The organism is Bradyrhizobium sp. USDA 4538, assembly GCF_024171045.1.
Taxonomy (GTDB): Bacteria; Pseudomonadota; Alphaproteobacteria; order Rhizobiales; family Xanthobacteraceae; genus Bradyrhizobium; species Bradyrhizobium australafricanum.
In genome coordinates this window covers 7,712,002-7,737,327 of sequence record NZ_JALJZE010000001.1, presented here as the reverse complement: position 1 = coordinate 7,737,327, position 25,326 = coordinate 7,712,002, and the positions used below count along the sequence as shown (strand labels likewise).

Annotated in this window: 19 protein-coding genes, 2 pseudogenes and 1 riboswitch; of the genes and pseudogenes, 15 read left to right on the top strand and 6 right to left on the bottom strand. The window is 65.2% G+C overall.

What is annotated here, in order from left to right; translation table 11 throughout:
• Positions 1-5: 5 nt before the first annotated feature.
• Positions 6-2,738: an EAL domain-containing protein gene (locus J2R78_RS35525; RefSeq protein ID WP_253608499.1), complete on the top strand. Its 2,733-nt coding sequence runs from the start codon at positions 6-8 to the stop codon at positions 2,736-2,738.
• A 217-nt stretch (positions 2,739-2,955) separates the two neighbouring features.
• Complete coding sequence (locus J2R78_RS35520) at positions 2,956-4,272, top strand: ISNCY family transposase (RefSeq protein ID WP_253608498.1); 1,317 nt, start codon at positions 2,956-2,958, stop codon at positions 4,270-4,272.
• A gap of 208 nt (positions 4,273-4,480) precedes the next feature.
• On the opposite strand, the gene J2R78_RS35515 is transcribed toward J2R78_RS35520, so the two are convergent.
• Together J2R78_RS35515 and J2R78_RS35510 are read right to left on the bottom strand one after the other, a co-directional pair.
• The gene (locus J2R78_RS35515) at positions 4,481-5,839 is read right to left on the bottom strand and encodes a S41 family peptidase (RefSeq protein ID WP_253608497.1); all 1,359 of its coding nucleotides are present in this window, start codon (positions 5,837-5,839) and stop codon (positions 4,481-4,483) included.
• Between the two features lie 153 nt (positions 5,840-5,992).
• The gene (locus J2R78_RS35510) at positions 5,993-7,186 is read right to left on the bottom strand and encodes an NADH:flavin oxidoreductase/NADH oxidase (protein ID WP_253608496.1); all 1,194 of its coding nucleotides are present in this window, start codon (positions 7,184-7,186) and stop codon (positions 5,993-5,995) included.
• Between the two features lie 435 nt (positions 7,187-7,621).
• Here J2R78_RS35510 and J2R78_RS35505 point away from each other — a divergent pair.
• Positions 7,622-7,807, top strand: a pseudogene (locus J2R78_RS35505) (hypothetical protein); the annotation flags it as partial.
• A 607-nt stretch (positions 7,808-8,414) separates the two neighbouring features.
• On the opposite strand, the gene J2R78_RS35500 reads toward J2R78_RS35505, so the two are convergent.
• Together J2R78_RS35500 and J2R78_RS35495 are read right to left on the bottom strand one after the other, a co-directional pair.
• The gene (locus J2R78_RS35500) at positions 8,415-9,326 is read right to left on the bottom strand and encodes an amino acid ABC transporter substrate-binding protein (protein WP_253608495.1); all 912 of its coding nucleotides are present in this window, start codon (positions 9,324-9,326) and stop codon (positions 8,415-8,417) included.
• Positions 9,327-9,463: 137 nt separating this feature from the next.
• On the bottom strand, positions 9,464-10,399 hold the full coding sequence (locus J2R78_RS35495) for a DUF3280 domain-containing protein (RefSeq protein ID WP_253608494.1): 936 nt from the start codon (positions 10,397-10,399) through the stop codon (positions 9,464-9,466).
• Positions 10,400-10,637: 238 nt separating this feature from the next.
• Between J2R78_RS35495 and J2R78_RS35490 the strand changes: the two genes are divergently transcribed.
• From J2R78_RS35490 to J2R78_RS35440, 11 genes are all read left to right on the top strand, one after another.
• On the top strand, positions 10,638-12,065 hold the full coding sequence (locus J2R78_RS35490; RefSeq protein WP_253608493.1) for a sensor histidine kinase: 1,428 nt from the start codon (positions 10,638-10,640) through the stop codon (positions 12,063-12,065).
• Positions 12,062-12,724: a response regulator transcription factor gene (locus J2R78_RS35485; protein WP_253608492.1), complete on the top strand. Its 663-nt coding sequence runs from the start codon at positions 12,062-12,064 to the stop codon at positions 12,722-12,724. The genes J2R78_RS35490 and J2R78_RS35485 overlap by 4 nt, the downstream gene beginning before the upstream one ends.
• 210 nt (positions 12,725-12,934) lie before the next feature.
• Positions 12,935-13,627 (top strand): helix-turn-helix domain-containing protein, encoded by a 693-nt coding sequence (locus J2R78_RS35480; RefSeq protein ID WP_253608491.1) that lies wholly within the window; start codon positions 12,935-12,937, stop codon positions 13,625-13,627.
• A 101-nt stretch (positions 13,628-13,728) separates the two neighbouring features.
• A complete protein-coding gene (locus J2R78_RS35475) occupies positions 13,729-14,175 on the top strand; it encodes a DUF4440 domain-containing protein (protein WP_028334032.1) in 447 nt (148 codons plus the stop codon).
• A gap of 289 nt (positions 14,176-14,464) precedes the next feature.
• Positions 14,465-14,550: riboswitch (ZMP/ZTP riboswitch) on the top strand.
• A gap of 36 nt (positions 14,551-14,586) precedes the next feature.
• Positions 14,587-15,858 (top strand): serine hydroxymethyltransferase, encoded by a 1,272-nt coding sequence (gene glyA, locus J2R78_RS35470; RefSeq protein ID WP_253608490.1) that lies wholly within the window; start codon positions 14,587-14,589, stop codon positions 15,856-15,858.
• Positions 15,859-15,945: 87 nt separating this feature from the next.
• Positions 15,946-16,101 carry a hypothetical protein gene (locus J2R78_RS35465; RefSeq protein ID WP_168855882.1) on the top strand — a complete coding sequence of 52 codons (156 nt, stop codon included), beginning with the start codon at positions 15,946-15,948 and terminating at the stop codon, positions 16,099-16,101.
• A 453-nt stretch (positions 16,102-16,554) separates the two neighbouring features.
• Positions 16,555-17,181 (top strand): HAD family phosphatase, encoded by a 627-nt coding sequence (locus J2R78_RS35460; protein WP_229162852.1) that lies wholly within the window; start codon positions 16,555-16,557, stop codon positions 17,179-17,181.
• Positions 17,182-17,207: 26 nt separating this feature from the next.
• The gene (glp, locus tag J2R78_RS35455; protein ID WP_253608489.1) at positions 17,208-18,419 is read left to right on the top strand and encodes a gephyrin-like molybdotransferase Glp; all 1,212 of its coding nucleotides are present in this window, start codon (positions 17,208-17,210) and stop codon (positions 18,417-18,419) included.
• A 243-nt stretch (positions 18,420-18,662) separates the two neighbouring features.
• Complete coding sequence (gene lexA, locus J2R78_RS35450) at positions 18,663-19,367, top strand: transcriptional repressor LexA (RefSeq protein ID WP_016841600.1); 705 nt, start codon at positions 18,663-18,665, stop codon at positions 19,365-19,367.
• Between the two features lie 256 nt (positions 19,368-19,623).
• Positions 19,624-20,052 (top strand): hypothetical protein, encoded by a 429-nt coding sequence (locus tag J2R78_RS35445; protein ID WP_026192810.1) that lies wholly within the window; start codon positions 19,624-19,626, stop codon positions 20,050-20,052.
• Positions 20,053-20,197: 145 nt separating this feature from the next.
• A complete protein-coding gene (locus tag J2R78_RS35440) occupies positions 20,198-20,425 on the top strand; it encodes a hypothetical protein (protein ID WP_229193503.1) in 228 nt (75 codons plus the stop codon).
• Here the strand turns inward: J2R78_RS35440 and J2R78_RS35435 are convergent.
• A pseudogene (locus J2R78_RS35435) lies at positions 20,422-22,680 on the bottom strand (ComEC/Rec2 family competence protein). The gene J2R78_RS35440 and the pseudogene J2R78_RS35435 sit on opposite strands and share 4 nt — an antisense overlap.
• A 430-nt stretch (positions 22,681-23,110) precedes the next feature.
• On the opposite strand from J2R78_RS35435, the gene J2R78_RS35430 reads away from it, so the two are divergent.
• Positions 23,111-24,439: an MFS transporter gene (locus tag J2R78_RS35430; RefSeq protein ID WP_253608488.1), complete on the top strand. Its 1,329-nt coding sequence runs from the start codon at positions 23,111-23,113 to the stop codon at positions 24,437-24,439.
• 313 nt (positions 24,440-24,752) lie between these two features.
• Here the strand turns inward: J2R78_RS35430 and J2R78_RS35425 are convergent, their stop codons facing one another.
• Positions 24,753-25,115 carry an SPW repeat protein gene (locus J2R78_RS35425; RefSeq protein WP_225647504.1) on the bottom strand — a complete coding sequence of 121 codons (363 nt, stop codon included), beginning with the start codon at positions 25,113-25,115 and terminating at the stop codon, positions 24,753-24,755.
• Between the last annotated feature and the right edge of the window lie 211 nt (positions 25,116-25,326).

Below are 25,326 nucleotides of genomic sequence, written 5' to 3'. Positions count from 1 at the left end.
GGCACATGAATCCAAACGGCAGCGCCTCGTTCAACATCACCTCGGTGATCGGCAGCGGTCCGATCCGCTGGCTGATCCTCGGCGGCGCCGTGCTGATGGCCGCGATCGCGATCGGCGCTACGTTGATGGCGGAGAATTTCCGCGATCGCGCCTTGCACAACAGCGAGCGTGAGCTCGAGAACACCGTGCTGCTGCTGGCGCGGCATTTCGACCAGCAGCTCGACGATCTCGAGGTTGTCCAGCGCGACCTGATCGCGTTCATGCGCGACAATGCAATCGCGACGCTGGAGAATTACAGGCGCCGGATGTCGGCCGCCGACATCCATGCGATGCTCAAATCCAAGATGGACGCGCTGTCCAATGTCGGCAGCCTCAACGTGTTCGACGCCGACGGCGTTCTGATCAACAGCTCGGGCGCCTGGCCGCTGCCGCAGGCCAGCATTGCCGATCGCCCCTATTTCCAGATCTTCAAATCGAGCCCCTATTCGCCCGACATGCAGGTCGCGCCGGTGGTGAGCCGCGTCACCGGAAACTGGACCACCGTCATCGTCCGCAAGGTCACCGGTCCGCATGGCGAATTCCTCGGCGTGGTCGGCCGCGGCATCGAGCCGGCGACCTTCGAGAAGTTCTTCTCCACGGTGGCGCTCGGCGACGGCGCCGCGATCTCGATGCATCATCGCGACGGCACGCTGCTGGCGCGCTATCCCCATGTCGAGGAGCTGATCGGGAGGAACTTCCGCAACGGTCCGGTCAATCAGCAGCAGGTCTTCGAGCAGCCGCAGAGCACGACGCGGCTCGCCAGCCCGGTCGACGGCAAGGACCGCCTGGTGTCGTCGCGGGCACTGACCAAATTCCCGATCGTCGTCGTCGCGACAAGCACTACCGAGGCAGCGCTCGCCAACTGGCGCGAGCAGATCGGCATCCTGATCGCGGTGACCAGCATCTCGGTGCTGGCGATCGCGATCCTGCTGACGCTGGTGGTGCGCAAGCTGGTGCAGCAGCATCGCGCCCAGCAGCAACGCCTGACGCTGGAGAAGCTGCGGCTCGACACCGCCGTCAACAACATGACGCAGGGGCTGTTGCTGTTCGACGCCGCGCAGCGCCTCGTGATCTGCAACAGGCGCTATATCGAGATGTACGGGTTGTCGGCCGACATCATCAGGCCCGGCTGCAGCTTCCGCGACGTCATCGTGCATCGACACCGGACCGGATCGTTCCAGGGCGACGTCGAGCGCTACGTCAATCTCGTGCTGCGCGACGTCGGCATCCGCAACACCATGGTGATCACGACGCCCGACGGGCGCTCGATCCAGGTCGTCAACGAGCCGCTGGCCGACGGCGGCTGGCTTGCGACCCACGAGGACGTCACCGAGCGCCGCCGCGCCGAGGAGCGCATCACGCATCTTGCCCACTACGATGCACTCACCGACCTGCCGAACCGCGCGCTGTTCCACGAGGAGATCAGGCGCGAGCTGCCGCATGTCACGCCCGACAGCCAGCTTGCGGTGCTCTATATCGACATCGACGAATTCAAGGGCGTCAACGACTCGCTCGGCCACATGGTCGGCGACGAGCTTCTCAAGTCCGTGGCGCGGACGCTGAGCGGCGTGATCGGCGAAGGCGATTTCGTCGCCCGCCTCGGCGGCGACGAGTTCGCGATCGTGCAGACCAGGGTGAAGAGCGAGGCCGAGGTCGCCGACCTCGTCGCGCGCATCTACGAGGTGATCCGCGCGCCCTATCAGTGCCTCGGCCACCAGGTCACGACCGACGCCAGCATAGGCATCGCGCTGGCGCCGAAGGACGGCACCGATCTCGACCAGATCATGAAGAACGCCGACCTTGCGATGTATGCGGCGAAGTCGGCCGGCCGGCGCGTCTTCCGCTTCTTCGAGCCGGCGATGGATGCCGACGCCCGCGCCCGCCGCGAGCTCGAGATGGAGTTGCGGCAGACGATCGCCGCCAGCAGCGGGCTCGAAGTGCATTACCAGCCCTGCGTCGACCTGCGCAGCAACGAGATCACCGGCTGCGAGGCGCTGGTGCGCTGGCGTCATCCACAGCGCGGCATGATCTCGCCGGCCGAATTCGTGCCGATCGCGGAAGAGACCGGCCTGATCAACCAGCTCGGCGAGTGGGTGCTGATGACGGCCTGCAAGGAAGCCGTGAACTGGCCCGACCACGTCAGGCTCGCCGTCAACGTCTCGCCGGTGCAGTTCCGCAGCGGCACGCTGGCGCTCAAGGTGATCGCAGCGCTTGCATCGTCGGGGCTGTCAGCGAGCCGGCTCGAGCTCGAGATCACCGAGGCGGTGCTGATCCGCGACGACGAGACGGCGCTGGCCGCACTGCACCAGCTGCGCGCCATCGGGATCAGGATCGCGCTTGATGATTTCGGCACCGGCTATTCGTCGCTGAGCTACCTGAAACGATTCCCGTTCGACAAGATCAAGATCGACCGCTGCTTCGTCACCGACATCGCCGATCCGCAAGGCTCGGCCGGCATCGTCGAGGCCGTCGTCAACATCGCCGCCGAGCGCAGCATGACGACGACGGCGGAAGGCGTCGAGACCGCGCAGCAACAGCAATTGCTGCGCGAGCTCGGTTGCTCGGAGATGCAGGGCTATCTGTTCAGCCCGCCAAAGCCCGCTGCCCAGATCCGCGAGCTGCTGGCCGGGCATCGCCGCGGCCCCGCTGCGGGCGCGAGCACGGCGCGGCGACGCAAGCCGGTCGCCGGCGCGGCGTAAGGCTGCTCGCAAGTCGGAGCCCGAGGGGCGCCTGCACGATTTCGGAATTTTGGAAGAATACCCTGTAATTGCCCGACGTGTCAAATTGCCTGGTCGAGCGCTGTCAGTAGCTCGTGATCTGTCGCCTGTTTGTAGCTCGTGAAGTGTCGTGTTTTCGGTGCTCCGGAACAAGGGGGGCACGATGGGCACGGCATCCATTCACGAGGGTGTACGACGGATGCGGTTTTCAGATTTGCTGGATCGGACGGAGGCGAAGGAACTGACGCAGGAGGCAGCTTCGGAGGTTCTTGGGATCAGTGTTCGGACGTTTCAACGCTGGGCGGAGCGCTATGAGGCGGAGGGCGACGACGGGCTTGTCGACCGCCGGCTGGGGCGTCGTTCGCCACGGCGGGCGCCGGAGGAGGAGCTGGAACGGATGCTTGCGCTGTACCGGGACAAGTACGCGGACTTCACGGTGAAGCACTTCCACGAGCAGATGCAAAAGCGGCACGACTATGTGCTGGGCTATACGGTGACGAAGCTGGCGCTGCACGCGGCAGGGCTGGTGCGGAAGGCTCCGAAGCGTTCGGCGCACCGCAAGAAGCGGCCGCGGCGGCCGCTTCGGGGCATGCTGCTGCACCAGGACGGATCGCGCCACGTTTGGATCGAAGGCCTGCCCGCGAGGGACCTGATCGTCACGATGGACGATGCGACGAGCGAGATCTACTCGATGGTGCTGGTCGAGGAAGAAGGAACGGCCTCGACCTTCCAGGCCTTGCGCGAAGTGATTGGCGAGCATGGCCTGTTCTGCGCGCTCTACACCGACCGCGGCAGCCATTATTTCCTGACCCCAAAAGCTGGCGAGAAGATCTCGAAGACGCAACAAACCCAGGTGGGACGGGCTTTGTCGCATCTTGGGATCGAGCATATCGCAGCCTATTCGCCGCAGGCGCGCGGGCGCTCCGAGCGGGTATTCGGCACCTTGCAGGATCGGCTGCCGAAGGAGCTGCGGCTTGCCGGGATCACGACGGTTGAGGCTGCCAACGCGTGGCTGAAGGCGCATTACATCCCCGGGCACAACGCCGCGTTTGCGATCAAGCCCGAACAGGAAGGCTCGGCATTCGTAGCCGACCGGCATGAGGCCTGGCGCGAGGCGCTGTGCGTGATCGAGGAGCGAACCGTCGCCAACGACAATACCGTTGCATGGAACGGTCGGCGGCTGCAGCTGCCGCAGAGCCGGCTCAGACCTCACTTCGTCAAGGCCTTGGTGCGGCTACATGAGTATCCCGATGGCACCGTCAGCGTGTTCCTTGGACCGCATCGATTGGCGAGGTTTGCGCCTGACGGACAGCAGATCAGCCCCGACGCGCTTCAGCCTGGCGGTGTGCTCGGAGCCGTCAAGGACAAGCCCTGGCGGGCGCGCAAGCGCGCGTCCTTGACCGCTCCTGCGCGCGCCGCCGTCGAGAAAGCGCGGGTCGGGACGGAGAAACGGGCTTCAAGTCGAACAAAGAAACTCACCCACAGGGCTAAAACCGCCACAACAGCCGTGGCATGATCAATCAGGGAAAGCCGTCCCCGCCTTCCGGCTCCCCTGCAAATCAGAAACGAAGGCGACAGATCACGAGCTACAAAAACACGACATCTTCACCCGCTACGGACAGTTGCCGTGTCGAACGCCGGCAGCCGCCGACTCCTTTGCATGGGGTTGTTTTCGATATTTTGGCAGCTGCGTAGCCCGGATGGAGCCATCCGGGCTACAGGTTCTAGTTCGGCACCGGCCGCTTCTGCGCGGCCTTGGTGTCGGCGTTCTTGGCGTCGGCGTTGACGGTGACGCCGCGCAGCTGGTTGAACGCCGCGGCCAGCGCCTTGTCGTTCTTCTCATCCGGTGGCACGTAGGATTGCGAGCCGGTCTGCTCGGCGCCCTCGGCGGAGAGATGGCCACGCATCGAGGCCTCGCCCTTGATCTCCGAGCGGGTCTTGAACTCGTCCGGCACGTCTTGCAGCACCTCGATGTCGGGCTTGATGCCGAGTGCCTGGATCGAATGGCCCGACGGCGTGAAATAGCGCGCCGTGGTCAGCGCCAGCGCGCCATTGCCGGTGCCGAGCGGAATGATGGTCTGCACCGAGCCCTTGCCGAACGAGCGGGTGCCGATCAGGGTCGCGCGCTTGTGGTCATGCAGCGCGCCGGCGACGATCTCGGAGGCCGAGGCCGAGCCGCCGTTGATCAAGACGACGAGCGGCTTGCCCTTGGTCATGTCGCCGCCATGCGCGGTGAAGCGCTGGGTTTCCTCGGGATTGCGGCCGCGGGTCGAGACCACCTCGCCGCGCTGCATCAGGGTCGAGGTCACCGAGACCGCCTGGTCGAGCAGGCCGCCGGGATTGTTGCGGAGGTCGACGACGTAGCCGGCGAGCTTGTCCTGCGGGATCTGCTTCTGGATTTCGCCGATCGCCTTGCGCAGACCTTCGGTGGTCTGCTCGTTGAACGAGGTGATCCTGATATAGCCGATGTCGCCGCCCTCGACGTGATACTTGACCGGACGGACGCGGATGATCTCGCGCGTAATCGAGACCTCGATCGGCTTGTCGGCGTCCTTGCGGATGATCTTCAGCCGGATCGAGCTGTTGGGCGCGCCCTTCATCTTGTTGACGGCCTGGTCGAGCGTCATGCCCTGGATCTGGTCGTCGTCGATCGACGTGATCACGTCGCCCGACATGATGCCGGCGCGCGAGGCCGGCGTGTCGTCGATCGGCGCCACCACCTTGACGAAGCCGTCCTCCATGGTGACCTCGATGCCGAGCCCGCCGAACTCGCCATGCGTGGTCTCCTGCATCTCCGCCCAGCCCTTCTCGTTCATGTAGCGGGAGTGCGGATCGAGCGAGGAGATCATGCCGTTGATCGCGCCCTCGACGAGCTTGGAGTCCTCGGGCTTCTCGACGTAGTCGGTCTTGACCTTCTCGAACACCTCGCCGAACAGGTTGAGCTGCGAATAGGTGTTGCTGTTGTCGGAATGCGCGGCGGCGTTGGCGACGGCGAACAGATGCGCGCCCTGCGGCGAGGCCACGAGCAGGGTGAGACACGCGCCCGCGACCGTCCCGAGCAAGAAGCCAACATGTTTGCGCATTATCCGTGATCCCTTCGCTAACGGCCGGCAACGTTTCGCAACATTCGGCCCCACCCCGACGCGGGGCACCACACAACGGCTTTTTGGTCGGATCAAGGCCGCCCTGTCACCGGACCATTACGGTCCTGTCACGGTGCCCGGATCGGCCTCTTGTCAGCCCCCTGTCAGCCTTTCGTCGGCCTCTGGCCCAGTCTCCTGCAACCCGTTCTGCCAGGTCGACGGCTGGGTGCCGAATCCGCGCTTGGCCCGCGTGCCCAGCCAGTAGCCGAACTGCGGAGGAACATTGCGGAACGGCCCCTCGACGCCGAGCTTGAGCGCGGCGTCCATCGGCCAGTTCGGGTTATTGAGGATTTCCCGGCCGACCGCGATCAAATCTGCTTGTTTATCACGCAGGATTTGTTCGGCCTGGTCCCCGTGGATGATCAGGCCGACCGCCATGGTCATGATATCGGCATGGGTGCGGACATATTCCGCGAGCGGCACCTGATAGTTGTATTTGATCTCCCTGCCCAGGATCGGCGCCATCTCGCTGATTCCGCCCGATGAGCAGTCGATCACATCGACGCCCTTCGCTTTCAGGATCCTAGCGAGCCGGGCGCTCTGCTCCGGGCCCCAGCCGGCGTTGTCCTCGACCGACAGCCGCACGAACAGCGGCTTGTGATCCGGCCAGTGCGCCCGCACCGCCTCGGTGACCTCGATCAGGAAGCGCATCCGGTTGGCTTCGGAGCCGCCATATTCGTCGCTGCGCTGGTTGGAGCGCCCGGAGAGGAATTCGTGCACGAGATAGCCATGGGCGCCGTGCAGTTCCAGCACCTCGAACCCTGCCGCATGGGCGCGCCGTGCCGCCTGCCCCCAGGCTGCGACGAGGTCCTTCACCTCGTGCGTATCCAGCGCGCGCGGCACCGGCCAGCGCTTGCTATGGGCGATCGCGCTCGGCGCCACCGGCGTCCAGGCATCCCAGTCCTCGATCTCGGCGGTGCGTTCGAGCGGACGATCCCCCTCCCAGGGGCGGCTTGCGCGCGCCTTGCGGCCGGAATGGCCGAGCTGGATGCCGGCGACCGCATTCTGCTGCTTGATGAAGCCGACGAGGCGGCTGAGCGGCGCGATGAACTTGTCGTCCCAAATGCCGAGATCGCCGATCGTGCCGCAGCCGCGCCGCTCGACCTTGGTCGATTCGACGATCACGAGACCGGCGCCGCCGGCGGCGAACTTGCCGGCATTCATCAGATGCCAGTCGGTCGGAAAGCCCTTCTCGGCGGAATATTGGTGCATCGGCGGCACCACGATGCGGTTCTTCAGCGTGACGCCGCGGATGGTCATTGGCGAAAACAGCAGCATGTCGGACATCGCTTCCTCATTAGGCGTCGTTACCCGGCGTGCGGGACCGATCTTGTGTTTGGCGCGGACGATATACGCACCGCGCGATGGCCGATAGAGGCGCGCCGGCGGCCGCAATTGGCCACTCGAACGGATCGCGCCAGGTTCGCGGCGGCGATTTTTCGCGCGCACAGGAAATGATGATCGCGATGCGTGTTGTCCCCGGTAACCCGAGGAGGGACACTCATGAGAACCCGCACAATCGCACTGCTCATCGCCGGCGCCATGGCAACCGGCCCGATACTGGCGCAACACGCGGTTGCCCAGAACCTGCAAAACGAGGCCGACAAGGGTGCCAAGACCCGCAACTCCGGTGAATCCGGCTATGTCGGCGATCAGGACAGGCCCGGCGCGGCCGCAACGCCTCCGGGGCGCCCCGACACGGCCGCCGGTTCCCCAAACGCCACGACGTCCCCGAGCGCTCAAAGTTCCGGAACCGGAATCGCCGGCGCGCCGGGCAACAAGAGCGGGCCGCCCGCCAAGCAAGGCACGGTCGGTTCGAACTCGCAGAACCTGCATGTCCAGGAACAGGATCCGTCGAACATCAAGGGACAGCCCGGCAATAAGAGCGGCCCACCCGCAAAGCGCTAGGCTGCGCGCCATGCTGACCAGGCGGCCGTGAACCGGGATCGAGTCGCTCAGATATTATTGAGCGGCCTTCCGGCTCGCGGAGAGGTCGGTCGGACAATTTGCTCCGCATTCAATCGACTTCTTCTGGTCGGCAACGCGCCATATCAGCAACGCGACCAGGACAATGATGGTGACGGTGAGCTTGGCCAATGCGTCGTGGTTCAATGTCGGCTCCGCAGAACAATCGGCATAGCGAAAAAAATCAGCTGCAAGCAGAAATGTGACCCCGGCACCCTTTGGGGCCGAAGGCCGACGCTGGAGACGTCCACCAGGCCCGCATTCGATTCGGACCGGCCGACGTCATGATGGTACGGTCGTGGCGCGGTCTGCAAGCTTCTCAGTCTGCATGGCAGCATGGCACGGCCGGCCGCAGCCGGTTGGAACATTGTCATCGGTGTGCGGTTCAGTGGCTGTCCTCTGATTCATTGCCCCAGAGGCACACACCACCTCCTGCGGCCCCAGCCGTCACGCTGGGGCCGCAAATCATTGGAGCTGCACCCGGACTGCTGCTCGGCGCAGCGGCTTCCGAGAACACAATCGATTTGCGCGGACGCGCCCGCAAATGACGCTACTTGCCGACCTCGTACACGTCGGGATCGAAGCTCGAGCTCGGATTGGCGAACGCGTGGCGCAACGCCGGCGACATCGGCACGTTGTAATTGATGTCTTTCGGCGGGGTCGGCGCTTCCAGCCATTTCCTGTACATGACCTCGATCTCGGGGCTCTTGTAGAGATCCGCCGTGGCGCGGTCGGCGAGCGCCTTGAACGGGGTGTCGTCCCTGCGCAGCATGATGCCGAACGGCTCTGCCTTCGAGAACGCCTCATCGCTGATCATGTAGAGCGAAGGCTGCTTCGACCGCGCGATCGCAACCGCAAGCTGGACGTCGTCGAGCGCGTAGGCCTGGGCGCGATCGGTTTCTAGCATCAAGAACGCCTCGGCCTGGTCCTTTGCGGGGAGGACGTTGATGCCGAGCTTGCGTTCGGTGTTGACCTTGATGAGCTGCGTGAGGTTCACCGAGCCCGCAACGGCGGTGACGGACTTCCCCTTGAGATCGTCAATCGTGTTGATCCTAGCGGATTTCTTGGCGGCAAAGCGTGTCGCGCTGAGGAAATGCGTGTTGGTGAAGGTCACCTGCTTCTGGCGGTCCGCGCTGTTGGTGGTCGCCGAGCAATGCAAATCGATCGTGCCGTTGACCATCAGGGGAATGCGGTTCGACGAGGTCACCGGGAGGTAGTCGACGGCGATGTCGGATACGCCGAGCTCCTTCTTCACGGCATCGACGATCTTCAGGCAGATGTCGAGCGCAAAGCCGATCGGCCGCTGATTGTCGTCGAGATAGCTGAAGGGAACGGAAGCCTCCTGAAAGCCGAGCGTGACCTTCTTCGTCTCCTTGATCTTCTGCAGCGTGCCCGACAGCTCCTCGGCCGCCGCCGGGCTTGCGGCGAGCGTGAGGGCGAAGAAGATGGCGGGCAAACGCATCGGCGGCTCCTGTGCGGTGATCGGGCGGCGGTGATAGCGCACGCATGAGCCCGGAGCCAGACGACGGTGTGTCTAGCAGCTATCGCACTTTGCTATGGTCCGCCTGCCAGAGTTGCAGCCGCAGCCGCGAAGCATCCCTAGCGCTGCGCCCCACCTTCGAGCAGGCGATCGCCGACCAGGCGGACCGCGCCACGGGTCCAGGAATAATCGGCGCCCATCCGCAGGCCGCTGTCGCCGCGTGAGACGACCGCGCCGCTGCGGGCGTCGCGCAGCTGGAAGCCGATCGTGTATTCGGTCCGGCTGACCCGCCTGATCACGCCGATCAGCGATTGATCGGCGCCGAGTTGTTGCGCGATCGCCGCCTCGCAACCGTCGCAGTCGCGCAGCGCGCGCGCCTTGACGGGCTCGGCGGTCGCGCCGCCGGTATCGACCAAGCGGTAGCGGCCCGACTGCGCAAGCCGGTCACGCACGCTCTTCGTGACATCGGTGAGATAGGCTGCATCGGCGTCGGCAAGGCCGGATGCCGGCGCCGCGGAGGCGTCCTCAAGCTCGAATTCGAACACCGCAAGCCCGATCGGCGCAGCCGTGGCGGTCTGTGCCGGCGGCAACACGGCCGCGAGGACGCCGCGCACCTCGCGCGACACGAACATCCGCGCATGGTCCCATGCCTCGTCATTGTCGCCGCGAAACGTGTAGAGCTTTTCGTACAGCACGCGGCTCCCTTCAACATCGATGACCGCCACCTTGGCCCACTGCACCAGCGTGCTCATCTTCTGCACGCCGCCGACCACCTTGATCCGGGCCTCGCCTGCGGACGCCGCTGCTGGCACCAGGCGATAGCGCGGCTCCGCGGCGACGTCGGCGCGCAGCGCGCGCATGAACGTGTCGAGCCGTTTCTGGTGCGCGGCAGTCTGATCAATGATCTCGCCCGAGGTGTCGACATAGCTGAAATCGTCGATGCTGACGCCAAGCTGAGATGCCGCCACCACGCCGGTTTCGGCGCGCAGCGGACAAGGTCCGGCCAGAAGGCCGATCAACGCGAGGGCGAGCAAGACAAGACGGGACTGACGCATGGTCTGGGCCTTTCAGGTGCTGGTGCGGGCGGGTCGGTCGCATCCTGGGCCAACTGGCCTCCGCGCCGCAGCGGAGTGCCTCCCGCCGGGTGCCGGGAAATTTTCACGACGATGGTCCGCGCCCGAAGAACGGCTATGGCAGCGCTTCTCGACGCCTCCGTTCTGCCGTTTAATGTGCCTGACGGCCCTGCCCGCGATGGCGCGCCGAAGCCCGTCTGCGATCTCTGAGGATACGCCAATGTGGAATTGGTCCGGAAGCGATCTGAAACTGCGGCTGACGTTGCGCGTGGCGATCGTCTCGACGCTCTGCTTTGCCGTCATCTCCGGCTATTTCCTGATCGAGGCCGACCGCTCGGTGCGCGGGCGGATCGCGGCCGTTGCCGATATCGCCGCCAAGACGCTGGAGCTGCAGCAGAGCAAGATCCAGTGGCTGAACAATGCGCGTTCCGAATTTCCCGATCTCGACAGCGTTGCCGCCTCGGTCATGACGCCGGGATTGTGCCTCGCCTTTCGCAGCAATAGCGGCGAGATCAGCCAGCGCTTCTGCGGCGGCGCGCAGACTGACACGGCCGCGCCGCCGCTGGCCTTCGCGGCGCTCTATCGCCGCCTGTTCGATCCCGGCCGCGAGGCGGTGCGGCAGGTGGTTTCGCGCGGCAATGCCATCGGCGAAGCGGTGGCCTGGATTGATCCGGCGGTGCCGACCGCCGAGGCCTGGCACGATGCCGGCCGGCTGATGGCGGTGTTCATGATCGCGCTGCCGTTGCTCTGCGCTTTGGTCTATGCGGCGCTGGCGCGCGCGCTGCGTCCGACGCGGCAGATCCGCGACGGGCTCGAGCGGATCGCCGCAGGCGACCTCGCCGCGCGCCTGCCGCCGTTCGATCTCGCCGAACTGTCGGCGATCGGTGACGTCTTCAATCAGCTCGCCGAGCGCCTCGCCGCCGCGCTTTCCGACCGCAACGCGCTGACGCAGAAACTGATCCTGGTGCAGGACGAGGAGCGCCGCCACCTTGCGCGCGAGCTGCATGACGAGTTCGGGCAGTCGCTGGCCGCCATCCGCGCGCTGGCCGCCTCGGCGCGCCAGACCGCCGCCGCGGATTGCCCGCCTTTGCTCGCCGAATGCGACGGCATCGCGCGGACCGCGACCGACATGATGGAGACGTTGCGCGGCGCCCTCTTCCGGCTCCGCCCGCCCGATGTCGACGAACTCGGACTTGCGGCCAGCCTCGAGGGCCTGGTCGCCGGCTGGAACGGCCGCAGCCGCGGACAGCCGCGGTTCGAGATCGCCATATCGGGATCGTTCGAGCACCTCGCCGCCTCCGTCAGCGCCAATCTCTACCGCATCGTGCAGGAGGCGCTCACCAACGCCGCCAAGCATGCCGGCGCCACGCGCGTGATGCTGCGGCTCGAGATGCGCGAGGCGGCGCCCGGCGGCGGCGACAGCGCGATCGTGCTCGCGATCGAGGATGACGGCCAGCCCGGCGATCCCGATCCCAAAGGCGATCCCCAGCTCAGGTCCGGCCTCGGCCTGCTCGGCATGCGCGAACGGGTCGCCGCGCTGGGCGGGGGGCTCAGCTTCGAGACCGGACAGCCCAGCGGCTCCTCGCTCCGCGTCATCGTTCCCGTCGCGGCCAGCCGAGAGGCCGCACCGGTGGAGCGCGCGGCATGAGCCACGCGGCGCGCACCATCATGCTGGTCGACGACCACGCCGTCGTCCGGGAGGGCTACCGGGCGATGCTGCAGAAGCAGCCGGGCCTCTGCGTCGTCGCCGAAGCCTCCGACGGCGTCGAGGCCTACCGCCTCTACAAGGAGACCGGGCCCGACCTCGTCATCATGGACCTGTCGATGCCCGGCATCGGCGGCATCGAGGCCATCCGCCGCCTCCGGCAGTGGGACAGGCGCGCAAAAATCCTGGTGTTCACCATGCACCAGAACGCGGCCTTTGCCGTGCAGGCGATCCGCGCCGGCGCGAGCGGCTATGTCACCAAGACCAGCCCGCCGGAGACGCTGGTGCACGCCGTGATGGATGCGCTGTCGGGCAAGATCGCGATCAGCCCGGATATCGACCACGAGCTCGCGCTCAGCCACCTTGCCGGCGAGACCAAGGCGGCCGACCTCCTGACCGCGCGGGAATTCGAGGTGCTGCGGATGCTGCTCGCGGAAAACTCCACCGAGGAGATCGCCGAGGCGCTGCACCTCAGCCCCAAGACGGTCGCGAACCTGCATTCCCTGATCAAGGACAAGCTCGGCGTCGGCACCGATATCGAGTTGGTCCGCCTCGCGCTGCGGCAAGGCATCCTCACGCAGATCGATCTCGGCGAACGCTGAGCCCGCGGTGGCACCAGCCAGGCCGCGTACTGGCAAATCGGGCCGCATCTGCCTTCGGGCAAACCGAACATCGAGCCGGCATCGTCGAATGGCCGAGTCTCGAGAAAATCGCGTAACAGACCTCCAGGACAGCCTCGATGCTGGCTCGTCTGGGACATAGTTCAGAACCTGGACTACCTTGGTAGCCCTCGTGATGCTAAAGTTCTCGTCATGAAAGGCTATGGATCATTTTGCCCCGTAGCCAAAGCTGCGGAAATTCTCACGGAGCGGTGGACCCCGCTCCTGCTCCGCGAACTGTTGCTGGGGTCCCACCACTTCAACCAGCTTCGCCGCGGCATCCCGCAGATGTCGCCGACCCTCCTCTCCAAGCGCCTGCAAACGCTAGAAGAAGCCGGGCTAATCTCACGCAGATCAGGCGATAACGGGCATTGGGAGTACCATCCAACCCAGGCAGCCAGGGAAGCCAAGCCAATTATCGATGCAATGGGCTATTGGGGCCACAAATGGGCTCGCAGCCAGCTCACACCCAACGAACTTCACGCGGGCCGGCTCATGTGGAATATGCGCCGTTCGTTCGATCTAAGGCACATTCCATGCGACTTCGTTCTGTACATCGAGATTGCGGACGCTCGGCCAAAGCGCTGGTGGTTTGTTGTGAAGAAGGAGGAAGCCGATCTTTGCTGGGATGACCCCGGCTTCAAGGTCGATATCAGCCTCTATGCGAGTCTGCTGACGCTCGTGCAGATTTTCGTAGACGAGATGCCGCTGCTACGGGCGTGTGAGCTCGGCAAAATCGAGATCGACGGTCCCAGGCATCTTGTGAACAGCATGCGGGCTTGGTTCCCACGCAGCAAATATGCCGATGAGGCGCCGGCGGCCGCAGATCGAGTCTCAGCCAATTGAGGATATCCAGTCCACTTTCTGGACTAGTGGTTCTGCTTGCCTCGGCTATAGCGTTTGCGAATGCGCTCCCGCGCTAAGCATCTCAGCTAAAGGAGGCAAAGATGAGCCGCCCTTCTCTTCTTTCATGCACCCTGTTGTTGATCTTTACTTGTACTTGCGTCAGTCCCGCAGGGGCAGCCCCACCTGCCGACGAACTTTCCTCGGCGGCTGCCAAATGGGATGCCGCCATCAACAACGCAGACTTCGATGCCCTGTTACCGTTGTATGCCGCTGACGCCCGATTGATGCCGCCTGGTGCGCAGCCAGTCACCGGCCCTTTGGCAATCCGTAATTTCTTTGCCGGGCGGGGAAGAAGCGTCAGAGATCACAAGGTTGAGCTGCTCGATGTGTTGCCCATGGGAAACTACGCCTACACCACCTCGCATTTCACGGCCACGCTAGTAGTAAATGAGAAGGCGGCGCCAATTTCTGGCAGCACCGTGAGACTGCTTGAACGCCAACCCGACGGGCAGTGGAAGATAAAGTCTCATATCTTCGTCAAGGAATAGATTCGCGGGTGCCACAGCCACACGGTCAGCCACCCCGCAAGCCTGACGGGCCGCAAGTGACGGATGGTCATGCACCTTGTTGGCCCTCAGCCGAAGACGGCATTGATCATCGGGACATCGGTTCATTGGGTAAGCCGGACGTCCCTCGGTTTGGTCGCCATTGCCGTGGCTGTCGCCAGATGTTCGATCTCGCCCAACGCTGGGCCCGCGGCGGCGCCAGCAACCAACCCTTGCGAGCCCGCCGGGGATTGGATAGCCTTCTGCTCGCGATGAGCCTCGCAGGCTCATTCGTCCCTCGCGCGACTGGCGAGCTTACGTGGAATTGACCACGGTGAAGCGCGAAGGGTTCCAACGCCGTTCGCCTGGGCAACCCGTTCAGCTGATGATCCAGCGTCTTAGGGAGCCCGGACCATGCCGTCATTCCGCAATGAACTCCATCTCAACGATTCGGAAGTTGCCCTTGCGCTCGAGGGCGAAGAGCGCCGCCAGCAAGACGGCGTCGAGCTGATTCCGTCGGAGAACTACACCTATCCCGAGGTGCTCGAGCTGCTCGGATCGGTGTTCACCAACAAGTATTCCGAGGGCTATCCGGGACGCCGCTATTACGGCGGCCAGGAATTTACCGACCAGATAGAGAACCTTGCCCGACAGCGCGCTTGCGCGCTGTTTCGCGCCGAACATGCCAACGTTCAGCCTCTGTCCGGGTCGCCAATGAACCAGGCCGTGTATCTCGGCCTGCTGCAGCCCGGCGATACGATCTTGGCGATGGACCTGTCACACGGCGGCCATCTCACCCATGGCGCGCCGGTGTCGCACATGGGGCGGCTCTTCAACTTCGCCCGCTACAAGACGCAGCCGTCAAACGGCGGCGCCATCGATTTCGATGAGCTCCGCGCCATGGCCCGGCACGTCCGTCCGAAGCTGGTGCTGTGCGGCTACAGCTCTTATCCGCGCGATCTGGATTATGCGTCCTTCAAGAGCATTGCCGATGAGGTGGGTGCGCTGACCATGGCCGACGTCAGCCATTACGGCGGCCTGATCGCCGGCAACGCCTTGCGCAATCCGCTCGATGCGGGTTTCGACGTGATGACGACGACATCGCACAAGACGCTTCGCGGGCCGCGCGGCGGCATCGTTCTCTGTCGCCGGGAGTTCGCCGGCAAGATCGACGCGTCGGTGTTTCCGGGACTGCAGGGAGGTCCGCACATGAACGTTGTGGCCGGAACCGCGGTCACGCTGAAGAAGGCATCGACGTCCGATTTTCAGGCCTATGCAAGACTGGTCATGCGCAACGCGAAGGTCCTGGCCGAAGCGTTGATGGAACGCGGCATGACGTTGATCACCGGCGGAACCGACAATCACATGATGGTTGTGGATACGGTGGCCAGCGTCGGCCTGGACGGCGGCGCGGCCGAGAACATTCTCGACGCCGTCGGGATCACCGCAAACAAGCAGATCATTCCCGACGATCCGCGGCCGCCGCTCAGGCCGAGCGGCATCCGCCTCGGGACGCCGGCGGCGACCACGCGCGGCATGGGCGAGCCCGAAATGCGCCTGATCGCCGAACTCACTGCGGAATCCCTCCGGTCGAAGGGAGATGCAGCGGTCGTCAAGCGACTGAGGTCGAACAGCGTCGAGATGTGCCGCGCTTTCCCCGTTCCGGGGATCGCACCGCCCTCATAGGCGGCCGACCCGCATTCCTGTTCCGCATTCGTCGCGTCACTCGGCAGGTCGTGAAGGTTCCCGGGGGAAGGACCGGAACGGAAATTGATGCTGTTCGTTGGACCGCATGATCTCGAAGACGGAGCGTCCAACGCCGTGACCCGGAAAACCTTGCAAGCACGCTCGGAACAGGCGCTCGTCGTCATCATTCTCAGCACCGGTGCGCTGATCGGTTACCTCGGCTTGGCACTGTCCAGGCTGTGAGAGCTACGTCCGGCGGGCACCAAGCCACCGCGGGCGTCAGGCCGCGGCAAGCATCAAGTCGCTTGGTGCGCTGAAAGCTCGTGCGTGCGTGCCACTGAGTTGCCCGACGCGGCAAGCCAAGCCCCGCAGCAAAAATATAGGGTGAAAAGAGCAAGGCTCGGACAGATCATGTCGCGAGAATGCGGATGTTTGACGCACAAGCGACGACACCCGCCGTCGTCCCGGCGAAGGCCGGGAGCCATTACCCCAAATCTCAATTGTTGCGCGACGCTGGGGCCACAGCTTCCTCTCAACAACCCAACCCTGTGGTTATGGGTCCCGGCCTTCGCCGGGACGACGGTGTGCGCGGGAACAGTCTCGCGATGAATGCAACGCCACGCACAATCCACACACCGGTCACTGAAATCGAGGACATTGCCGCCTGCCCGCAATTCTCGTACACGGTTTCACGCAATGACCTCGCAATTCTCTCCCAACTCCGTCGACGTGCTGCTGTTCGATATCGGCCGCGTCGTGCTCGACATCAACTTTGACAAGGTGATGGCGCACTGGGCGCAGCATGCCGGCTGTGCGCCCGCCGAGCTCGCCACGCGCTTTGTCGTCGACGACAGTTTCAAGCATCATGAGATCGGCCGGATCGACGACGCGGCATTCTTCGAGAATCTGCGCCGGACGCTCGGCATCAACATCACGGACGCCCAGTTCCTCGAAGGCTGGAACGCGATCTTCACCGGCGAGATGCCGGGCATCGCCCCGCTGCTCGCGGCGGCCGCCAAGCGGATGCCGCTCTACGCCTTCTCCAACACCAATCCGGCCCATGTCGCGCATTTCTCGGTCACCCATGCCGAGCTGCTCAGCCATTTCCGCAACGTCTTCCTGTCCTCGAGCATCGGCTTCCGCAAACCCGACGCCGAGGCCTACGATCATGTGGTAAAAGCCATCGGCGTGCCGGCGTCGCGGATCCTGTTCTTCGACGACCTGGCCGCCAATATCGAAGGTGCGCGGGCGCGCGGCCTTCATGCTATCCACGTGACGTCGACGGATGACGTGGCAAGGGCTTTGACCGCACTTGGAATTTGAACATTAAGAATTGAGGAGCTCTGAGCGTGGCCCTGATGCCGGTTGCCGATGCCCTGTCCGCCGTCCTCGCCGGCGCCGAACCGCTGCCGGAGGAGATGGTCGCGCTCGATGCCGCCTACCACCGCACGCTTGCGCACGACCTCGCGGCGCTCCGCACCCAGCCGCCGCAGCCGATGTCGGCGATGGACGGCTATGCGGTGCGCGCCGCCGATGCGGCTGATCTAAAGGCCCGGCTCAAGGTGATCGGCGAAGTCGCCGCCGGCCGGCCGTTCGAGCGGACGGTCGGCGCCGGCGAGGCGGTGCGGATCTTCACCGGCGGCGTGATCCCCAATGGCGCCGACGCGGTGATCATCCAGGAGGACACCGCCGTCGACGGCGACCACATCACGATCACGGAGGCCGCCAGCGTCGGGCGGCACATCCGCCCGGCTGGGGTCGACTTCCGTGAGGGCGAGGTGCTGCTCGCCGGCGGCAGCCGCCTGTCCGACCGCGCGCTGTCGCTGGCGGCCGCCATGAACTATCCGGAACTTGCGGTGCGCCGCCGCCCGAAGGTCGCGGTGCTGGCGACCGGCGACGAGCTGGTGATGCCGGGCTCGCAGCCCGGTCCCGGCCAGATCGTCTATTCCAACGGCTACGCGCTGCGAGCGCTGGCGCGCGCCGAAGGCGCCGAGACCGTCGACCTCGGCGTTGCCGCCGACACGGTAGAGGCGACCACGGCGGGCATCCGCCGGGCACGCGAGGCCGGCGCCGATGTCCTCATCACGACAGGCGGCGCCTCGGTCGGCGACCACGATCTCGTCAAGCGGTCGCTGGAAGCCGAGGGCGTCGAGATGGCGTTCTGGCGGATTGCGATGCGGCCCGGCAAGCCGATGATGCATGGCCGGCTCGGCGCGATGCGGGTGATCGGTCTGCCCGGCAATCCGGTGTCGTCCTATGTCTGCGCCTTCCTGTTCCTGGTGCCGTTGATTCGGGCGCTGAGCGGCCGGAAAGTGATTCATCATCGCCGCGCGAGCGCCCTGCTCGGCCGCGACCTCGCAGCCAACGACCAGCGCGAGGACTATCTGCGTGCGCGTCTCGAAGCGCGCGAGGACGGCACGCTGATCGCAACGCCGGTGACGCAGCAGGACTCGTCGCTGCTCGGGAATCTCGCTGCGGCACGGGCACTTCTCGTGCGCCCGCCGTTCGCGGCGGCGGCCGTCGAAGGCAGCGAATGCGAGATCCTGACACTGCCCGAATAGGGTTTTCGCGCCCCGCCGATTGTGCGTTGCCCGACACGTTCACCGGAAATTAAGTGGTTGCGGAACACATATCGAACATATAGTGTCCGTTCATGATTTGTTTCGAGTACTGGTGTCTACAATCGGGAAGCCGCGTGGAAGCAGGTGCATCGAGCACATGCTCCTGAGGTCAGGCCCGGCCTGCAGGCCCCACCAGAAGAGTCTCGGAATCGAACGACGCTATCAACCGGGGGAATACTCGAGATGCTCACGCGCAAACAGTACGAACTACTGCGTTTCATCAATGAACGTCTGAAAGAGGCCGGCGTACCGCCCTCCTTCGACGAGATGAAGGATGCGCTCGACCTGCGCTCGAAGTCCGGTATCCACCGCCTGATCACTGCGCTGGAGGAGCGCGGCTTCATCCGCCGCCTGCCGAACCGCGCCCGCGCCATCGAGGTCATCAAGCTGCCCGAACTCTCGGCCGGCGGCGGCAACGGCCGCCGCGGCTTCACGCCCAGCGTCATCGAAGGCACCCTCGGCCGGCGCGCCAGCACGCCGCCGATTGCCGAGGACGACGGCAACCGTCCGGTCGCGGTCCCCGTGATGGGCCGGATCGCCGCCGGTACGCCGATCGAGGCGCTGCAGACCCGCAGCCACACCATCAGCGTGCCGCCCGACATGCTCGGTGCCGGCGAGCACTATGCGCTCGAGGTGCGCGGCGACTCGATGGTCGATGCCGGCATCCTCGACGGCGACATGGCGCTGATCCAGCGCAACGACGTCGCCAATACCGGCGACATCGTGGTGGCGCTGATCGACGAGGAGGAAGCCACCCTGAAGCGCTTCCGCCGCCGCGGCGCATCGATCGCGCTCGAGCCGGCCAACACCGCCTATGAAGTGCGCATCCTGCCGCCGAACCGGGTCCGCATCCAGGGCAAGCTGATCGGCCTTTATCGCAAATACTGAATTGCAAATACTTGCGGCGGCCGGGAACGAGCAACACGTCGGATCGTTCCTTGCATGATAGTGTAGCGTACGGCCTGCCCGATGCGCTCCGATACCTCTCGCGCAGCGTCGCGTGTTTGTGATCGGAGCGATCTCGGACCAGTCGTACAATCGCCCAGAAACGAGCAGACGCTCGTTCGCTATCGTCCACTCTGGTAGAGGCCCTAATGCCTCAAGGAGAGGCACGGGTCGCTACCTCGAAATGAGGAGCCATCCGATGTGTGACTATAGTCTGCACGCCGTGGCATCGCGCCCCGCCATTGTCGGAGAGACGCTGATCACGACGACGTTCCGCGGCACGTCGACCCGCGGCTTTGCTTCGGAGAATGACCCCACTGTCGCGGTCTGCATGCTGCCGGGCACCGAGCTCGCTTTCGCCGAGAACGTTCGCTACGACAGCCGCTGGATCTGGACCAAGACGCTGAACTATCGCGTCGGCGTGTTCAACGAAGTCGAGCCCGACGTGCCTGATCGGCATCATGACGCGGTCGAATTCCCCGACGGCAGCCATGTGCTGGTGACCCAGCTGGTCGAGGGACAGCGCGTTAGCGTGCTGCAATTGCCGGCGCTGCATCCGCCGGTCGAGCAGAAGCCGAAGGTTGTGGAGCGGCGGCCCTCCGCATTCGCAACGCTGTTTTTGGGTTGAGCGCATCGTCGCCGCGGAATGAGCTGTTCGGCGGCGGATGACCTAAGCAATTTCGGGCGACCCCGGACTCCCGCTTCCGGGGCGCAGAAGGAGATTTGCGTCGGCCGGCGCCTTGGCGCATCATCGGGCACGGAGGACGTGCGCGGTGGTCGATAAGGTCACATGGCAAAAGGCTGGACGCGTCACGGAACCGGGCCGCTACATGTTCCGGTTCGGTTGGCTGACGGTAACGGCCGACGACCTGAAAGTCTGGGAGCAATTTCCCGAGGCTTCCTTCACCCTCGTCAAGAAGCCCGACGCCGGCCCCGACTCCGACGAATACCATCTCGGCCTGTTCGAGCTGCCGAGCGGCCCCTCGCCGGACCACGGCTAATCATCGCCCTGCAGATCGGTCTCGGCCGGCGTCGCATCCACCGCAGGCCGCGGCGCGGCGGCGGGCGCGCGCAGCGTCGTTTCGCTCTCGCCGTCGCCGGGAACTGCCGGCGACCACGGCCGGTCGATCCCGCCGGGCTTGACCGCATCGACGGCGTAGCCGTCCCTGATCCTTCGCAGCACCAGCGCGCCGTGGCGGCGCAGCCGCTCGGCATCGATCACCGATGCCGCGCAGCCCTGCGGCGCCGGCCGCGCCGTCACGATCAGGGCTGCGCGCTCGCAGTCGTCCGCCAGCGCCTCCGGCCGGGTCGCCAGCGCGACGAAGACGCCGCCGGGTCCCTGGGTCACGCAGCCGCCGGCATCGCACGAGACGCCCTCGCCGAGCGACGCATCGGTGGCGGTGCGCGCGTCGGCGTCCGCCGCCAGCCACTCCTTGACCAAAAATGCATCCTTGGCGCTGTGCATCAGATGCAGCCACCCGTCACCGCCACGCACCGCGACGTTGCGGCCGTCGCCCGAGATCAGCACGTCCGGCTGCGGCACCCTGAGCGCCCAGACCGAGGCCACCAGCAGCAGCACCGCGCCTGACCAGCGCAGCGGCGTGCGCAGCAGCCCGAGCAGGATGATGCCGGCGCTCGCTGCGATCAGCGGCCCGATGCCGAACGCCGCCATGCGGCCGACCGCGCCCGGGAGTGCGGCGACCCATTGCGTCACCAGGATCATCCAGTCGATGCCAAGACCCATGATCGCCCAGAACAGTCCGTCGAAGCCGACCGGCATGGCGACGAGCCCGAGCAGGCCGGCCGGCATCACGACCGCCGAGACGACAGGCATCGCCGCAAGGTTCGCAAGCAGCCCGTAGGGCGTCACGCGGTGGAAATGGAATGCGGCATAGGGCGTCGTCGCCAGCCCCGCCACCAGCGAGGCCAGCATCAGGCATCGTGAGCTCGCGCCCGCCCCACAGCGCGACGCGCGCGGTCGCCGAATGGTCGGGCGACGCCAGCAGGTTCGGCAGCCCGATCTGCACCAGCGCCACCAGCCCGAGCGTCGCGGCGAACGACATCTGGAAACTGGGATGCACCAGCGCCTCCGGCGCGATCGCGAGCACGATCAGCGCCGCCACCGCCAGCGTCCGGAAGGTGATCGCGCGGCGGTCGACGATCACGGCGAGCAGCACCACGGCGGTCATGAAGAACGACCGTTGCGTCGCGACCTCCGCGCCCGACAGCAACAGATAGAACGCCGCGGCGACCAGCGCGGCCGCCGCGGCCCATTTCTTGATCGGATGCCCCGCCGTCAGCGCCGGAAACAGCGCGAGCAGCGCGCGCACCGCGAAGAACACGACGCCGGCGACCACGGCCATGTGGTAGCCGGAGATCGACAGCACATGGCCGAGCCCCGAGATGAACATCGCATCGTTGACCGGCGTCGAGATCGCATCGCGCCGGCCGGTGAGCAAGGCGGTTGCGATCGCGCGCTGGTCGCCGTCGAGCGTGGTGCGAATCCGCGCGTCGATGGCGTCGCGCAGGCCCTGCATGAAGGCGGCGTAGCGCAGCGCAAAGCCGCCGGTCGCAGGCGGCTCCCTGGTCTTGACGGCGCCCATCACGAAGCCGGAGGCGCCGATGCCCTGGAAATACAGGTCACGGCCGAAATCATAGGAGCCCGGGCGCTGCGGCCCGAGCGGCGGCAACAGCCGCGCCTTCAACTCAACGAAGCTGCCGACATCGGGCGCGGTGCCCTTCTTCACCGAGAGCCGGACCCGATTGAGCTTCGTCATGTCGCGCGGGCTCTCCATCGAAACTCGCGGATGTCGCGCGTCTCGACGAAGCCGGTCAGCGCCACCGAGAACATCGGTCGCGCCAGCACCGTGTGAGCGACGCGCGCCGTCTTCCAGGTCGCCGTCGCAAGGCCCGCGGCGACCGCGGCCAGCATCACGATAACGGGAAACACGCTGCGCCGCCGCAGCAGCAGCGCCAGCAGGCAGAGCAGGATTGCGACGGTGGCCGCGACCGACAGCACCGGCTCGTGCTCGGCCGCGAAATAGAACGCGATGCCGGTGCCGAACGCCACCGGCACCCAGGGCAACAGGCGGCCCGCCCCCGCCTCCGCGCGCGCCCATTGCCGCACTGTCTCGACGAGAGGCTTCCAGATGCCGGCGCGCGCCGGGAGAAAGCCGCCGACCGGCGCAGCCGTGCGCGGCGGCCACGTCCCCGCGTAGCCGCGTTTGCCGCCCGGCGTCGTGCCCTGCTCCGCCATTCCGCTTGCGATCCCTGCCGGGCGGCAGGCTAGCGGATGGCCCCGTCACCCGACTAGCGGAACGGATGCAGAATACGGACCGGCAACGCCCGGGTACCTGGATCGTCGCGCCTTGCCTAGCTCGCGCCGGGCCACGGCTGCCGCCTGCGTCAAATCGATCGAGCCGAAAGTCTCACTAAGATACCGATCACATTAGGAATAGACTGTTCCGATGCCTCCGCTCCCAAAGAGACGGGGATGAGGCAGTGACGGCTCGCGGCACTTGAAGGCCGCTGGAGCTCCTCTCAGGTGGCCACAACTCCCCTGAGATCAGGCGTTGCGGACGAACGCGCAAATCTCGCCTGTAACGCCGCGCACCACGCGCACTCCGCGAGCGGATAGATCGCTGAAAAACGCGAGGAGTAGCGTTTGCTTTTGAGAGGAGCAGCACATGGCAATTCAAGTACCAAGCGATTTTCGCCGCGTGATTGTCGCTGCGTCAGTGGGAAACATCATTGAATGGTACGACTTTTATATTTTTGGCAGCCTGGCCGCGGTTCTTTCGGTCAAGTTCTTTGAGCAATCCCACCCTGTCGCAGCCCTGCTGAGCACGATCGCGCTGTTCACTGCGGGATTCCTGATCCGCCCGCTGGGGGCCTTCCTGTTCGGATGGATGGGCGATCGGGTCGGCCGCAAATATACATTCCTCATTACGCTGAGCGGAATGGGCCTAGGAACGGGAGCGATCGGACTGATCCCAACTTATCAGTCGATCGGCCTGACGGCCGCATTCATTCTGTTCGGTTTGCGGATGATCCAGGGTCTGTGCCTGGGCGGCGAGTATGGCGGCGCCATCACTTACGTCGCCGAGCATGTTCCGGACGACAGCCGCGGCTACTACACGGGCTGGCTACAAACCTCGCCGACGCTGGGGATCGTGGTGTCGCTGGCGGTGATCGTTCTGACCCGAACCTGGGCCGGCAATCAGGCCTTTGACGAATGGGCGTGGCGCGTCCCGTTCCTGGTCTCGTTCCTGCTGGTGGCCATCGCCATCTACATCCGCCTGCAGCTCCAGGAGACACCGATTTTCCAGGAGATCAAGGCACAGGGACAGATGACCAGGAATCCCTGGCGGGAAGCTTTCCTCAGCGCCAACATCAAGTACATCCTGATCGCCATCGTCGTCCTGATTGGACAGGGCGTGGTCTGGTACAGTGGTCAATTCTGGGCACTGTACTTCCTGCAGCAGGTCTCCAAGGTCGATGCGGTTACCTCGGCCTACATCGTGGGGGCCGCATTGTTGATCGCAACGCCGAGCCTGATCTTCTTTGGTTGGCTGTCGGATCAGATCGGCCGCAAGTCCGTGATCCTCGGAGGAATGCTGCTTGCCGCGATCACCTACTATCCGCTGTATCTGTGGCTCGGCATGGTCACGCAGCCGGGACACATCAACTATCCGGTCGCCGTCTTCATCATCTTCATCCTCGTCTGCTATGTCGGGATGGTGTACGGGCCGGTCGGCGCGTTCCTGGCGGAGTTTTTCCCGGCCAGGATCAGGTACACCTCGGTCTCGGTGCCGTATCATATCGGCAATGGTTGGGGCGGCGGATTGGTGCCGTTCATCACATCGGCCGCCTTCGCGGCGACCGGCAGCATCGGCTACGCGTTGATCTACCCGATTGTCGTTCCCGCGGTGTGCTTCGTGATCGCCGTCTTCATCATGCCCGAGACACGCAAGACCAGAATTTGGGAGCAGATCGAGGCGAAAGCCGCATCGTGAGGGAGTCACCATGCTGACGGGCGACTAGAGCTCCGTTCCGACGGGATCGGAACGGGACTCTAGAAGCTTGTCTCGACGCGTTTTCCTTACGCGAGCCGCTATCCACGCCAGTCGAAACCGCTCTCACCCTGGCGCCATGCTGCGGTCCAGCGAGCGCGGGACGACGCTTCTGAATCCGTCCCGTACCCGCCGTCTCTGGCGTGATGTCTCTGTAGAACCTGCATCGGGCGGCAGAGGGGATCCCGCGCCACGCAAATCCCCGCTCCGGCCGCCTTTGGTTGGCGGTCAGGCCAACGTCTCAGTCAGCTTCCTCTCAGCCAGCTCGGTGATGCCAGCGATCGTGCCACCAGGTGGCGAAATCACGATCCATCGTCAGCTCCCAGCACGCGAGCACGATCACCGCGACCCCGGCGAGCACGCTGCTCGTCGTGACCGATCCCTGCTGGTAGTTGAACGTCCAGGGTGCGACCACCAGAGCCAACCCCATCAGCATCTCGCCCCATTCCTCCAGATAGGACGGAATGATGAATGCCTCCAGGGCGAACAGCACGACGCCCAATCCGAGCGCGATGGAGATCCAGAGAGCTGCCCCGGAAAAGCCCAGTGCAAACGGCGATGCGACCAGCCAGGCGCCTACCAACAGGCTGGCAGCATCCTGCCAGTGTTGAATGCGCATGATCCTCACCTCCTTCTTCCGAAGATATGGTGCGGCGCGGACAAAAAAGCATCTGTCCGACCTGCGATGTGTTGCCGCTGCTGATCCGCGAGCCGACGACCATGCTGCCGTCCGGGCGCCCCGAAGCCGCGCTCCGCAGCCTACGACCTTGGTCCCTCCTCGCAATGCAGCGCGATCCGGATAGCCTGCGAGTTGGGTGCAGCCGCGAGGC

What these genes read in the sequence shown, in the direction of transcription:
- J2R78_RS35525 (WP_253608499.1), top strand. Translation starts at nt 6, where the DNA reads ATGAATCCAAACGGCAGCGCCTCGTTCAACATCACCTCGGTGATCGGC.
- J2R78_RS35485 (WP_253608492.1), top strand. Translation starts at nt 12,062, where the DNA reads ATGAGCCACGCGGCGCGCACCATCATGCTGGTCGACGACCACGCCGTC.
- J2R78_RS35475 (WP_028334032.1), top strand. Translation starts at nt 13,729, where the DNA reads ATGAGCCGCCCTTCTCTTCTTTCATGCACCCTGTTGTTGATCTTTACT.
- J2R78_RS35465 (WP_168855882.1), top strand. Translation starts at nt 15,946, where the DNA reads ATGCTGTTCGTTGGACCGCATGATCTCGAAGACGGAGCGTCCAACGCC.
- J2R78_RS35495 (WP_253608494.1), bottom strand. Translation starts at nt 10,399, where the DNA reads ATGCGTCAGTCCCGTCTTGTCTTGCTCGCCCTCGCGTTGATCGGCCTT.
- J2R78_RS35490 (WP_253608493.1), top strand. Translation starts at nt 10,638, where the DNA reads ATGTGGAATTGGTCCGGAAGCGATCTGAAACTGCGGCTGACGTTGCGC.
- J2R78_RS35460 (WP_229162852.1), top strand. Translation starts at nt 16,555, where the DNA reads ATGACCTCGCAATTCTCTCCCAACTCCGTCGACGTGCTGCTGTTCGAT.
- lexA (WP_016841600.1), top strand. Translation starts at nt 18,663, where the DNA reads ATGCTCACGCGCAAACAGTACGAACTACTGCGTTTCATCAATGAACGT.
- J2R78_RS35425 (WP_225647504.1), bottom strand. Translation starts at nt 25,115, where the DNA reads ATGCGCATTCAACACTGGCAGGATGCTGCCAGCCTGTTGGTAGGCGCC.
- J2R78_RS35430 (WP_253608488.1), top strand. Translation starts at nt 23,111, where the DNA reads ATGGCAATTCAAGTACCAAGCGATTTTCGCCGCGTGATTGTCGCTGCG.
- J2R78_RS35510 (WP_253608496.1), bottom strand. Translation starts at nt 7,186, where the DNA reads ATGTCCGACATGCTGCTGTTTTCGCCAATGACCATCCGCGGCGTCACG.
- J2R78_RS35500 (WP_253608495.1), bottom strand. Translation starts at nt 9,326, where the DNA reads ATGCGTTTGCCCGCCATCTTCTTCGCCCTCACGCTCGCCGCAAGCCCG.
- J2R78_RS35515 (WP_253608497.1), bottom strand. Translation starts at nt 5,839, where the DNA reads ATGCGCAAACATGTTGGCTTCTTGCTCGGGACGGTCGCGGGCGCGTGT.
- J2R78_RS35480 (WP_253608491.1), top strand. Translation starts at nt 12,935, where the DNA reads ATGAAAGGCTATGGATCATTTTGCCCCGTAGCCAAAGCTGCGGAAATT.
- J2R78_RS35520 (WP_253608498.1), top strand. Translation starts at nt 2,956, where the DNA reads ATGCGGTTTTCAGATTTGCTGGATCGGACGGAGGCGAAGGAACTGACG.
- J2R78_RS35445 (WP_026192810.1), top strand. Translation starts at nt 19,624, where the DNA reads ATGTGTGACTATAGTCTGCACGCCGTGGCATCGCGCCCCGCCATTGTC.
- glyA (WP_253608490.1), top strand. Translation starts at nt 14,587, where the DNA reads ATGCCGTCATTCCGCAATGAACTCCATCTCAACGATTCGGAAGTTGCC.